Origin of the sequence: Aequorivita sp. KMM 9714, from assembly GCF_011065475.1 — a bacterium.
GTDB classification, from domain to species: Bacteria; Bacteroidota; Bacteroidia; order Flavobacteriales; family Flavobacteriaceae; genus Aequorivita; species Aequorivita sinensis.
In genome coordinates, this window is record NZ_JAAGRO010000001.1 from 1,029,071 (window position 1) to 1,042,059 (window position 12,989).

11 protein-coding genes are annotated in these 12,989 nt (G+C 34.9%); 5 read left to right on the forward strand and 6 right to left on the reverse strand.

Annotated elements, in window-relative coordinates:
* Positions 1 to 46: 46 nt before the first annotated feature.
* Positions 47 to 1,387 (reverse strand): Na+/H+ antiporter NhaA, encoded by a 1,341-nt coding sequence (gene nhaA, locus G3A46_RS04605; protein WP_165146757.1) that lies wholly within the window; start codon positions 1,385 to 1,387, stop codon positions 47 to 49.
* Between the two features lie 268 nt (positions 1,388 to 1,655).
* Between nhaA and ffh the strand changes: the two genes are divergently transcribed.
* Both ffh and G3A46_RS04615 read left to right on the forward strand, forming a co-directional pair.
* Positions 1,656 to 2,984: a signal recognition particle protein gene (gene ffh / locus G3A46_RS04610; protein WP_165146760.1), complete on the forward strand. Its 1,329-nt coding sequence runs from the start codon at positions 1,656 to 1,658 to the stop codon at positions 2,982 to 2,984.
* A 263-nt stretch (positions 2,985 to 3,247) separates the two neighbouring features.
* Entirely contained in the window at positions 3,248 to 4,129 is an 882-nt protein-coding gene (locus tag G3A46_RS04615; RefSeq protein ID WP_165146763.1) for a bifunctional 5,10-methylenetetrahydrofolate dehydrogenase/5,10-methenyltetrahydrofolate cyclohydrolase, read from the forward strand.
* 3 nt (positions 4,130 to 4,132) lie between these two features.
* On the opposite strand, the gene G3A46_RS04620 is transcribed toward G3A46_RS04615, so the two are convergent.
* The 4 genes from G3A46_RS04620 to G3A46_RS04635 all read right to left on the reverse strand — a co-directional run bounded on the left by G3A46_RS04620 (position 4,133) and on the right by G3A46_RS04635 (position 8,137).
* Positions 4,133 to 4,573: a YkvA family protein gene (locus tag G3A46_RS04620; protein WP_165146766.1), complete on the reverse strand. Its 441-nt coding sequence runs from the start codon at positions 4,571 to 4,573 to the stop codon at positions 4,133 to 4,135.
* Positions 4,574 to 4,664: 91 nt separating this feature from the next.
* The gene (locus G3A46_RS04625) at positions 4,665 to 5,714 is read right to left on the reverse strand and encodes an AI-2E family transporter (protein WP_165146768.1); all 1,050 of its coding nucleotides are present in this window, start codon (positions 5,712 to 5,714) and stop codon (positions 4,665 to 4,667) included.
* Between the two features lie 268 nt (positions 5,715 to 5,982).
* Positions 5,983 to 6,549, reverse strand: a complete 567-nt coding sequence (locus G3A46_RS04630; RefSeq protein WP_165146770.1) for a hypothetical protein — start codon at positions 6,547 to 6,549, stop codon at positions 5,983 to 5,985.
* 58 nt (positions 6,550 to 6,607) lie between these two features.
* Positions 6,608 to 8,137 (reverse strand): helicase HerA-like domain-containing protein, encoded by a 1,530-nt coding sequence (locus G3A46_RS04635; RefSeq protein ID WP_165146772.1) that lies wholly within the window; start codon positions 8,135 to 8,137, stop codon positions 6,608 to 6,610.
* A gap of 172 nt (positions 8,138 to 8,309) precedes the next feature.
* On the opposite strand from G3A46_RS04635, the gene G3A46_RS04640 reads away from it, so the two are divergent.
* The gene (locus G3A46_RS04640; RefSeq protein ID WP_165146774.1) at positions 8,310 to 8,939 is read left to right on the forward strand and encodes a 7-carboxy-7-deazaguanine synthase QueE; all 630 of its coding nucleotides are present in this window, start codon (positions 8,310 to 8,312) and stop codon (positions 8,937 to 8,939) included.
* An 82-nt stretch (positions 8,940 to 9,021) separates the two neighbouring features.
* Here the strand turns inward: G3A46_RS04640 and G3A46_RS04645 are convergent, their stop codons facing one another.
* A complete protein-coding gene (locus G3A46_RS04645; RefSeq protein WP_165146776.1) occupies positions 9,022 to 9,564 on the reverse strand; it encodes a DUF2911 domain-containing protein in 543 nt (180 codons plus the stop codon).
* Between the two features lie 310 nt (positions 9,565 to 9,874).
* Between G3A46_RS04645 and gyrB the strand changes: the two genes are divergently transcribed.
* Together gyrB and mdh are read left to right on the forward strand one after the other, a co-directional pair.
* Entirely contained in the window at positions 9,875 to 11,815 is a 1,941-nt protein-coding gene (gene gyrB, locus G3A46_RS04650; RefSeq protein WP_165146778.1) for a DNA topoisomerase (ATP-hydrolyzing) subunit B, read from the forward strand.
* 221 nt (positions 11,816 to 12,036) lie between these two features.
* The gene (gene mdh, locus G3A46_RS04655; RefSeq protein ID WP_165146780.1) at positions 12,037 to 12,963 is read left to right on the forward strand and encodes a malate dehydrogenase; all 927 of its coding nucleotides are present in this window, start codon (positions 12,037 to 12,039) and stop codon (positions 12,961 to 12,963) included.
* Positions 12,964 to 12,989: the final 26 nt, after the last annotated feature.

Sequence of the window (12,989 nt, forward strand, 5' to 3'; positions counted from 1 at the left end):
ATCGAGCGCAAATTTCATTTTCAACGCTTTACGCTCGATATTAAATTTAATTTTCTTCTGTTGTTTTCACAACGTTCGGATTGTGATTAAACTGCCCTTTATGGGATTTATAGTAAAGTAATCCATAGCCAATAATAGCTGAAAGGAATGAGCCAATAAGGATTCCTATTTTAGCAGAATCTATGTACTCAGGATGTGTATTGAATGCCAAGCTAGCGATAAAAATAGCCATTGTAAATCCGATACCTGCTAAGAAAGATACTCCAATTATCTGCTTGTTCGTAATATCACTAGGTACAGTGATAATTTTAAACTTTCTAGCTAAAAAGATTGTCGTTGATATTCCTATACTCTTCCCTAGAATTAAACATATTATAATATTTATAACCAAGGTGTTTTCAAGTCCAGATTCACTAGAAAGTGCTACTCCGGCATTTGCAAGAGCAAAAATTGGAATTACAATAAATGCTACCACATTGTGAAGTTCGTGCTCTAAAGCTTGTAAAGGTGATCGGTACTTATCTGCCCAATCCTCTAAGTCGTCAATAAGTACTAGCTGTTCAGCTGAAAGTACTGGTTTCTGAAGCGTGGTGCTTTGTTTTATAGATTTTACAATTCCTTCAAGTTGATGAGAGAATTCGTGAGTGCTAATTTTTTGACGAACCGGTACAGCAAAAGCCATTAAAATACCTGCTAAAGTTGGGTGTAGTCCTGCTTTTAGGAACAGTAACCAAACTATAAATCCAAAAAGCATAGTTAAATACTTAGAGTAAAAACCTTTGTAGCTAATAAAATAAACGAAGGCCAAAAATGCAAGTGCAGATCCCAATAACACAAGGTCTAAACTACCACTATAGAAGATAGCAATTACAAGTACAGCACCTAGGTCATCAACAATAGCAAATGCGGTTAAAAAGATCTTTAAACTTAAGGGTACACGATCACCAAGAACTTTTAAGATTGCCAACGAAAAGGCAATATCGGTAGCCATAGGAATTCCCCAACCTTTAAGGGTTTCTGGGTTTTGGTTTATTAATATAAACAGTAATACAGGCAATACAATACCTCCAAGTGCCCCAAACAAAGGGAACATAACTTTTTTGGTGGAATTAAGTTCACCAATTAAAAACTCCCTTTTAATCTCAAGACCAATCAAGAAAAAGAAAATGGCCATAAGCCCATCATTAACCCAAAGTAGCAAGGGTTTCTTTAATTCAAAATTATCGGTAACTATACCCAATTCGTATTCCCAAAGTGATGAGTAACTATCTGCAAAGGGACTATTTGCCCAAATTAAAGCAATTATAGTAGTAGCTAGTAATAGTATTCCAGTAGCACTTTGGAGTTTAACAAACTTTTGAAAAGGGGAGAGTATAGCTTCTTTCATATTCTATTTCTTATGTAAGGGGGGCAATATACCAATTTTGAGGTGGTTTTGTTATGTGTAGAAGGTTGCTTTAAATCGATTTATGAAAAAATTATGATTTTTTTAAGTACAACCCCACAACACGAATATATTTAAAATTAGTAAAAAACATAGTTTAAGGCACATATAATACTGTGTACTTTTTTGATACTCCCTTCCATAGTGTTATCTTTGCACTCCAATTCAATAGCTTTAGCTAAAGAGTTAATAATATAAAGAAAGCAAGAATATGTTCGATAATTTAAGCGATAAGCTGGACAAAGCGTTACACGTATTAAAAGGTCACGGTAGTATTACCGAAGTAAACGTAGCAGAAACTTTAAAAGAAGTGCGTCGCGCTCTTTTGGATGCCGACGTAAACTTTAAAACAGCTAAGGAATTTACCAATACAGTAAAAGAAAAAGCATTAGGTCAAGACGTACTTACTACACTTCAACCTGGTCAATTGATGGTTAAGTTGGTAAAAGACGAACTTACTGAATTGATGGGTGGTGAAACTGCTGGTATTAATTTAAGTGGTGCGCCTACTGTTATCTTAATGTCTGGTCTTCAGGGTAGTGGTAAAACCACATTCTCTGGAAAACTTGCTAACTTCTTAAAAACTAAAAAGACTAAAAAACCACTATTGGTTGCCTGTGATGTTTATCGTCCTGCTGCAATTAATCAGTTGCACGTAGTTGGAGACCAAATAGGTGTTGAGGTTTATAGCGAACCTGAAAATAAAAACCCTGTTCAAATAGCGCAAAACGCAATTGAACATGCTAAGAAAAACGGATTTAATGTTGTTATTGTCGATACTGCTGGACGTCTGGCTATAGATGAAGCGATGATGACAGAAATCGCGAATGTTCACAAAGCAATAAATCCTCAGGAAACCCTTTTCGTTGTTGATGCAATGACAGGTCAAGATGCTGTAAATACAGCTAAAGCTTTTAACGAAAGGCTAAATTTTGACGGGGTTGTACTTACTAAATTAGATGGTGATACTCGTGGAGGTGCTGCAATCTCTATTAAGAGTGTTGTAAATAAGCCAATTAAATTTATTGGTACAGGTGAAAAGATGGATGCCATTGATGTTTTCCACCCGGAACGTATGGCAGATCGTATCTTGGGGATGGGAGACGTTGTTTCCTTAGTTGAAAGAGCACAAGAACAATTTGACGAAGAAGAAGCAAGAAAACTTCAGAAGAAAATTGCTAAAAACCAATTTGGTTTTGACGATTTCCTTAACCAAATTCAACAGGTTAAGAAAATGGGTAGTATGAAGGATCTTGTAGGGATGATTCCTGGAGCTGGGAAAGCCCTAAAAGATGTTGATATTGATGATGATGCTTTTAAAGGAATTGAAGCTATTATTCATTCAATGACACCAACTGAAAGATCTCAGCCATCTGTGATTAACGGAAGTAGAAAAAAGCGTATTGCTAAAGGTAGTGGAACTAGCGTTCAGCAAGTAAATCAATTGCTAAAGCAGTTTGATCAGATGAGCAAAATGATGAAAATGATGCAAGGTGGCGGCGGAAGAAAGATGATGCAAGCTATGAGTAAAATGCGTTAAGCTTTCCAAAATTTTCAGAAAGAATTACTTTTTTAAAAGTTTTTCCGACTGTTTTTTTAATCGCTTTGCTAATTCATTATTACTGTTTTTTGTAGCCATTGAAAATAATGTAGATGTCTAGGATTTTTAAAGATAAAAACAGTTTTAAAGCTAAAAGTGAAAAAATTAAGTAAGTATATAATTATATTTTTTTGATAACCAGGCAAAGTTGGAGTGTGGTTTACAACTAACAGCAACAGCCGCTGAATACATTAAATTTAACCATGACTATTCTAGACGGAAAAAAAGTAAGTAACGATATTAAAAATGAGATTGCTGCCGAAGTTGAAAAGATGAAGGCAAAAAACGAAAAAGTTCCACATCTAGCTGCAATTATTGTAGGAAATGATGGTGCGAGTCTTACTTACGTTGGTAGTAAGGTTAAAGCATGTGAACGTGTTGGTTTTGAATCTACGTTAGTACAAATGCCTGAAACAACGAGTGAACTAGAGTTGTTGAAAAAAATTAAGGAATTAAATGAAGACGATAATATCGACGGATTTATAGTTCAACTTCCATTACCTCCACAAATTGATACACAAAAAGTATTACTTACAGTAGATCCTTCAAAAGATGTAGATGGTTTCCATCCTGAAAACTTTGGAAAAATGGCTTTAGACATGAGCACGTTTATTCCAGCTACGCCATTTGGGATACTTGAATTACTTCAACGTTATAAAGTTGACACCAAAGGTAAACACACTGTTGTTATAGGAAGAAGCCATATTGTAGGGCGTCCTATGAGTATTTTAATGAGCCGTAAAGGTTGGCCAGGAAATAGTACTGTTACCGTAACACACAGTAACACAAAAAACATTTCTCAAATTACCACGCAAGCAGATATTATTATTTCAGCACTTGGAGTTCCTAACTTCCTAAAAGCTGAAATGGTTAAAGATGACGCTGTTATTATAGACGTGGGAATTACAAGAGTAGAAGACCCAAGTAAGCCAAAAGGATATGTAATTACTGGTGATGTAGATTTTGAAAATGTAAGCAAAAAAGCATCATTCATTACACCTGTTCCTGGTGGAGTTGGGCCAATGACTATTGCAATGCTGCTTAAAAACACATTGTTAGCAAGAGAAAGAAGAAGGCATAATTAAGGCTTAAAGGCCTTTGCCTTCTTTTATTTTCCAATCGAGATATTTGTGTAGGTCACTTTCAATCCAACCTGTTCCTATAGCTAATACTGAAACATCATCTATATACCCTATTCCTGGTATAAAATCTGGAATAATATCAAAAGGGTTAAGTACATATAGTAATGCCAATACGATTGTAGCGATAGTAAACCATGGGATTTCAGGGTAGACTCTGTTCTTAATATCTTTAAGCATTCCTATCATAATCTTTTCTAGTTCGGCGTATTTTGATAAGGAATTAGCTCCGCTAAATTTCTTGTTTATTTCTTCTTCGTTTTGAAGAACGATCTCAACATCGTCATCGTTAATTTTAGCCACTTCCTCCTCTAAATAATCTTCAGTAACACCTGAATCTCGATTCCCTGGATTGAAGTTCTTTTTTGAAAATATTCCTTTAAATGACATAAATTTTTTCTTTTAAAGATACAATATTGCTGAGGTAGAAAGTTTTAAAATTTTGTTATAAAAATCAGGGATTGAGAAAATTAGTTAAACCCTACAGTTCTTGTGGTTCTTCAGTTTGCTTAGATGCCATATCTAATTTCCCGTATTCTTTTCTGTAAATCTTAACAATCACCATAAATAAGCTAATTAAGAGAGGGCCAAAAATTAGTCCAATAAATCCAAAGAGTGGTACTCCAACTATAACCCCTATTAAGGTAACTAAGGGATGTACATCATCTAGCTTTTTAAGAACATAAAGTCTTATAATGTTGTCTGTAGAACCTACAACTACAAATCCGTAAATTAGAATACCCCAAGCTTGAAAGTTGTCTCCAGATGAAAGAGTGAGTACAAACACGGGTAAAATACCAACTAAAGTACCAACGAAAGGAATCATACTTCCGATAGTTACAATAACAAACCAGAAAAAGGGATCTTCAATTCCAAAGATTAGAAATCCTATTAAAGCAACTATCCCTTGTGCTACAGCAACCAAGGGGATGCCTAAGGCGTTCGAGCGTACCATAGCCTGAATCTCTTTTCCAATTTCCTTAATGTTGTCACGATCCATCGGGATATAATCCTTTAGAGATTCTTTTAAATCTCTACGGTTAGTAAACATATAAAAGAGGATAAAGTACATAAGTCCAATTGCTATAAAAGCATTGAAAGTACCCCCTGCAAACCCTTGTAGGTTTTCGGTAAGCCATCCAGTAATAGCCGAAGTATCTATGTTTGAAACAAAATCGTAACCTAATCTCTCTTCTACATCTTTTAATTGGTTTTTAAGTGCGTTGATTACATCTGCTGAATTTTCCGCTGCTTTTCCTATTTTATTAGTTAGCATCCAGATAATTCCTGATATAGGAATCAAAATTCCAACGAAGGATATTACCATTAAGAAAGTAGCGGCTAATGATGAATTCCATTTTTTCTTTTTAACCAATTTAACCATCCATTTACGCATAAGTACATAAATAGTAATTGCTCCCAAAACGCCTGTGAGATATGGTAGGAGTTCACGAAAAATAAGAGTACCCATCAGAAGAATGAGTAAAATCACGAAAACTTGTCTGATTATTTGTGGTGGTATTTCTTTCATTTATTTTGAATAGTAAAGTCGTTGTTATTTGTAAGCATTTAATTTTTATGAACTTAAGTAAAATTTTTCGCTTTATTTCAAACTAATATATGATATAATGATGAAGATTGTATTTTTCTAAATCATTATTTTAAAAATAATTAAAATAAAACCCCTTGATAACAAGGGGTTTTTAAATATACTTTTTTTGATGTTTTAACGGTTTGGTAAATTTAATTTTTACGCAACATTAAAAAAATATCAATAATTGAATTTTTCAGAAAACAACTTATTCTGCTGTTGGTTCCCATCCAATCATAAAGTATTTGAAAGGCGCATCATCTGGTATTTGAGTTGCTTCTACTTTAACTTCTGGATCGTATCTTAATTCTTCAGGAAGATGTTTTTTATCGATTGTAAGATATACGTCGGTGTCTTTTAGGAAAACAACGATTGAATTGATGGTAGTTTGGATGTTTTCAACAGTATAGTTTGCTTTTACATCTTTAAACTTACTTGCAGAATTTAATCCTTTGTCTGTTTTAAAACGTGAATCGAAAACCTGAATATTAGTTATTGGTGAATTAGGGTCAGATTCATTTTTAGGTGAAAGTAGCATTAATTTCTTTCCTCCCTTTTCATATATTTCTACTTCTCCTTGAGTTTCTAAAGCATTAGGAGAAGAGCTTATTTTTACAATAGAATCATTTGCGAAAATTGAATCAATCTGCTTGATTTTAATTTCACTCGTCAAACTCCCAATAGCTCCTTTATTAATGGTGTAAGGATCCTTCTCTTCTTTACATTGTACAAATAATAATGCCGCTACAGCACCTAAAATTAACGTCTTTTTCATTTATTTTTTTGTTATTCTGGTTTATAAGTTGTTTTAATATTTAATCCTATAAGGGATGTTATTTCATCATTTTACTTAAAATTCCTAGTACACTTCTTATTACAGTTGGACTAGATATTGTTTTAATCCAAGGGTTTGTAGTGCTACTTCTTCTTGATGAAGAACGTCTGCTGCTAGATTTATTTGCAGCTTCCTTTTCTTTTTCTGCTTTTGCTTTTGCCTCTTCTCTGTTGGCGATTTCTATTTTCTCGGTCAACATTTCGTATGCACTCTCCCTGTTAATTACTTCGCTGTATTTAGGGATGAGTTTTGACTTCTTCAACAAACTCTTTAATTCATCATCAGAAAGGATATCCATTCTACTCATTGGAGCACGAAGCATTGTACGCGCAAGTGGAGTAGGGATTCCTTTTTCATTTAATGCACTCACTAAAGCTTCCCCAATTCCTAAAGCTGTTAAAACTTCATCGGTTTTATAATAATCTGAAAGTGGATAGTTTTCAGCAGTTAATTTTATAGCTTTTCTATCTTTTGCAGTGAAAGCTCGTAGTGCGTGTTGAATTTTTAATCCTAATTGACCCAAAACTGCGTCTGGTACATCGGTAGGATTTTGAGTAACGAAGTAAAGTCCAACACCTTTTGATCGAATTAACTTAACAATACTTTCAATTTGATTAAGTAAGGCGCTACTTGCTTCTTTAAAAATTAAGTGTGCTTCATCTATAAAAATAACTAACTCTGGTCTTCCGCTATCTCCTTGTTCCGGAAATGTAGCATATATTTCAGCCAGAAGACTAAGCATAAATGTTGAAAATAATTTTGGGCGATCTTGAATATCAGTCAACCTAATAATGTTGATATATCCCATACCATTTTCATCTATACGAAGTAAATCTTGTGGGTCGAATGATTTTTCACCAAAAAACAAATCGGCTCCTTGCTGTTCAAGTTCAATTACTTTACGAAGAATAGCTCCAGTTGAGGCGGTTGAAATTCTTCCGTACTCTTGGCTAAATTCGTCTTTACCTTCTTCGGTGGTGTATTGCAATATTTTTTTGAAGTCTTCTAAATCAAGAAGAGGCATTTTATGATCGTCGCAGTACTTAAATATAACTGAAACAATCCCCGACTGAGTATCGGTTAAGTCTAAAATTCTCGATAGTAAAACAGGGCCAAATTCGCTTACGGTTGCTCGTAGTCGCACTCCTTCTTGGTCTGAGAGGGAAAGAATTTCAGCAGGAAATTGTTTTGCTTCGTAGGGAAAGCCAATTGCATTATGGCGTTCTTCAATTTTAGCATTATTTTCTCCTGGTTGTGCAATCCCACTTAAATCACCTTTTACATCCATTAACAAAACAGGAATTCCTTTTTCAGAAAGATTTTCTGCGAGAATTTGAAGTGTTTTTGTTTTTCCTGTTCCTGTCGCTCCAGCTATAAGCCCGTGACGGTTAAGTGTTTTTAATGGTATTTTTATAAAAGTATCTTTAATAGTTTCTCCGTCCAGCATCGCTGAACCTAGGTTTATAAAGTCACCTTTAGTCTGGTATCCAGAGTTAATACTATCTATAAAAGCTTGCTTTCTATCCATCTTCATAAATTTTGTTCAAATGTAAGAAATATAAGCGCCAAATCATTTAAAGCACCTCGTTCCAAGTGCAAAATTTCAAAAAATCTTTTAAAATTTATTCATATTAGTAAATTCAAGTTTTTAATTTTTGGTTTTTAGGGTTTTTGCTAACAAATAAGGTATTTTTGCAGCGATGAAAAAGGAAATACAAAATTTGGTTAATAAGGGAGTTATGCTTCCTTTAATGGAGGAATTCTACACTATTCAAGGTGAAGGATTTCACAAGGGAACTGCTGCTTATTTTATAAGAGTTGGTGGTTGCGATGTTGGTTGCCATTGGTGTGATGTTAAGGAAAGTTGGAATGCAGATTTACACCCGCCTACAGCAATTGAAACAATTGTTGAAAATGCAGATAAATATTCAAAAACTATTGTGATAACGGGTGGAGAGCCGCTTACTTGGGATATGCGGCCATTAACCGAAATGTTAAAGCAAAGAGGGATGCAAATTCACATTGAAACTTCTGGGGCATATAAGCTCACAGGAACTTGGGATTGGATTTGCCTTTCACCGAAAAAATTGAAGTTGCCTACTGAAGAGGTTTATGAGAAAGCAAACGAATTGAAAGTAATTGTCTTTAATAAAGATGATTTTAGATTTGCTGAAGAACAAGCAGCTAAGGTAAATAAAGATTGTATTCTTTACTTACAACCAGAGTGGAGTAAACGTGAAAAAATGAGTCCATTAATTGTGGATTACGTTATGCAGAATCCACAGTGGAAAGTTTCACTTCAAACGCATAAATATTTAAATATTCCATAAGGTTTATTTTATAAATGTAAAGCGCCAAATTTCAATATCAATTCTGAAATTTGGCGCTTTTTTATTTTGTATAAAATCGTGTTTAAATCCTTTTAAAAGGAATCTCAACATAATGATCATCCCAGCCTATAAGTAGAACGGTGCCTTTGTTGTCTGTTTTAAAAATCATTGAAAGTGTTTCTATTGGAGCAACAGCTTGTACACAGGGAACTTCAATTCGTGCAACATCTTTTTCTTTTTGGTAGTTAAAAGCACCCCAGGCATTTGTTTCGCTATTAATTATAATAGTCCAACTATCGCTATTAGGAATTGTATAAAGAGTGTATGAGCCAGGTTGTAGTAAAGTTTTTCCGAACATCAGTGGTTCGTATGTAGTGAGTTCTGTTGCTTCATTTGCTCCTGTACGCCAAACTTCATTATAAGGCACTAGCCCTCCAAAAATATCTCTACCGTTTTTCTCTGGCCTACTGTATATAACTCTTGCTAACGGAGGCGCATTTTTGGATGGTCTAGCGATTGCTAAATCCATTGGTGAGGCATCCCGGTTAGGGAAACTTTGGGCATTTAAATTTTGAAAACCAAATGCCGTTAGTGTGATAAAAAATATGAAGAGTGATTTTTTCATGTATTGATTTTCAGAATTCTTAGTGTTTAGACGATTGAATTAAAAATTTGTTTCATGTAATATATAAAAAGTATGTTTAAAATGTGGATTTTCAATATGATTATAGCTTTAAACGTAAAATAATGCCGAAATAGTGTTTAATTTTCAGGGGTAAATTCAAAACTTAATATTGTGTTTTAAAAAACAATGTTTTTTCACATTTATTTGTTAATAACTTAGCGTATATATTTAGCGTAAACCCCTGATTTTATTGGGGATTTCGTTATATTTGTTCATTACGAAAAAAACTGAAAATCATTCAAATAATTATATGAGCGAAGAACAGAAAAAAGGCAGCTACGGCGCCGACCAGATTCAAGCGTTAGAGGGAATGGAGCACGTGCGCATGCGTCCATCGATGTATATAGGGGACGTAGGTGTTCGAGGTTTGCACCACTTGGTTTACGAGGTGGTTGATAACTCCATTGATGAAGCAATGGGAGGCTATTGCGATACGATAAAAGTTATTATTAATGAAGATAATTCGATATCTGTTGAGGATAACGGACGTGGAATTCCAGTAGATATCCATAAAAAAGAAGGAGTTTCAGCACTTGAGGTTGTAATGACCAAAATTGGAGCTGGAGGTAAATTCGATAAAGATTCTTATAAAGTATCAGGAGGACTTCACGGGGTTGGGGTTTCTGTTGTAAACGCACTTGCTGAAAAGTTAACTGCAACTGTTTATCGCGATGGTAAAATTTACGAGCAGTCTTATGAGCGTGGTAAAGCAATGCACCCTGTTAAGGTTGTTGGTGAAACAGATCAACGTGGTACAATAGTTACATTTAAACCTGATGGAGATATATTCAAACAAACACTTGAATATAGCTATGATACGCTTGCAAGTAGAATGCGCGAGCTTGCTTTCCTAAATAGAGGTTTAACTATTTATGTTACAGATAAGCGTCATAAAAATGACAAAGGCGAATATGAAACAGAAAAATTCCACAGTGATGAAGGTTTAAAAGAATTTATTCGCTTCTTAGATGGAAATCGTGAGCCAATTATTGGTGGTGTGATTGCTATGGAAGGCGAAAAGAATGATATTCCTGTTGAAGTTGCTATGATTTATAACACTTCTTACAGTGAGAATTTACATTCTTATGTAAACAATATTAATACTCACGAAGGGGGTACACACCTTTCTGGTTTCCGTGCAGGGTTAACACGAACTTTGAAAAAGTATGCGGATGCATCAGGAATGTTGGATAAACTTAAGTTTGAAATTGCAGGTGATGATTTCCGTGAAGGATTAACTGCGATTATTTCTGTAAAAGTACAGGAGCCTCAATTTGAGGGTCAGACCAAAACAAAATTAGGGAACCGTGAGGTTACTGCAGCAGTGAGTCAGGCGGTTTCTGAAATGCTTGAAATTTATTTGGAAGAAAATCCAAATGATGCAAAAACGATTGTTCAAAAAGTAATCTTAGCGGCTCAAGCCCGTCACGCAGCTAAAAAAGCTCGTGAAATGGTACAGCGTAAAACTGTAATGAGCGGTGGTGGATTACCCGGAAAGTTATCAGATTGTGCTGAACAAGATCCAACAAAATGTGAAGTATTCCTTGTGGAGGGAGATTCGGCAGGTGGTACGGCTAAACAAGGTCGTGATCGTGATTTCCAAGCTATTCTTCCGCTTCGAGGTAAAATTCTGAACGTTGAAAAAGCGATGCATCACAAGGTTTTTGAAAACGAAGAAATCAGAAATATTTACACGGCTCTAGGTGTAACTATCGGAACTGAAGATGATAGTAAAGCGCTTAACCTTTCAAAATTACGTTATCATAAAGTAGTAATTATGTGTGATGCGGATGTGGATGGTAGCCACATTGCAACATTAATTCTTACATTCTTCTTCCGATATATGAGAGAACTCGTTGAAGCTGGTTGTGTTTATATTGCAACACCACCACTTTATTTAGTGAAGAAAGGAGCTAAGAAAGATTACGCTTGGAGTGATAAAGAACGCGACGAACTAAACGAGAAGTTTGGTGGTAGCGCTTCAATCCAACGATACAAAGGTTTAGGGGAGATGAATGCTGAGCAACTTTGGGATACAACTATGAATCCTGAATTTAGAACGCTTCGTCAAGTAACTATTGATAATGGAATAGAAGCAGATAGAGTTTTCTCTATGCTAATGGGAGATGAGGTTCCACCAAGACGTGAGTTTATTGAGAAAAATGCAATTTATGCGAATATTGACGCATAATCTGTCAGCTTACAAAATCTTGTAAGTATAATGAAAACCCATTCCTAATTTTTTAGGAATGGGTTTTCTAGTTTTTAACCGTTTGTTATCATAATTTTAAGCAGATAATAGTACTTTTGTGACAAGTTCAGAATGAGCTTTGAAATAGGTGTCAAAATATAATTTTCTTTAACGATTTGACCACTATTAACAATAACCACATAATGATTAATTAAAAAGATATGAAAGTAACAGTTGTAGGAGCAGGTGCTGTTGGCGCAAGTTGTGCAGAGTACATTGCTATTAAAGATTTTGCAAGTGAAGTAGTTTTATTAGACATTAAAGAAGGTTTTGCTGAAGGAAAAGCGATGGACCTTATGCAAACAGCTTCTTTAAATGGATTTGACACTAAAATCACTGGTGTAACTAGCGATTACTCTAAAACTGCTGGTAGTGATATTTGCGTAATTACAAGTGGTATCCCACGTAAGCCAGGAATGACTCGTGAGGAATTAATTGGTATTAATGCTGGAATTGTAAAGGATGTTTCTTCTAACCTTGTAAAGCATTCTCCTGATACTATTATTATAGTAGTTAGTAATCCAATGGATACTATGGCTTATTTAGTTCATAAAACTTCAGGATTACCTAAAAACAGAATTATCGGAATGGGAGGTGCATTAGATAGCGCTCGTTTTAAATACCGTTTGGCTGAAGCTTTAGGTGCGCCTATTAGTGATGTTGATGGAATGGTAATTGGTGGTCATAGCGATACTGGTATGGTGCCATTAACTAGATTGGCTACAAGAAACAGTGTTCCTGTGTCTAAATTCATTTCTGAAGAAAGATTAAACCAAGTTAAAGAAGATACTAAAGTAGGTGGTGCTACACTTACAAAATTATTAGGTACTTCAGCATGGTATGCTCCAGGAGCTGCAGTTTCTGCTTTAGTTCAAGCAATTGCTTGTGACCAAAAGAAAATGTTCCCTTGCTCAGTTATGCTAGATGGTCAATACGGACTGAATGATATTTGCATTGGTGCTCCAGTAATTTTAGGACGTAATGGAGTTGAAGAAATCGTTGAAATTGAATTAAACGATGCAGAAAAAGCACACATACAAGAAAGTGCTGCAGGTGTACGTAAAACTAACGATTTGTTAGAACTGTAAACCCGAGTTTTATTATAAAAATATAA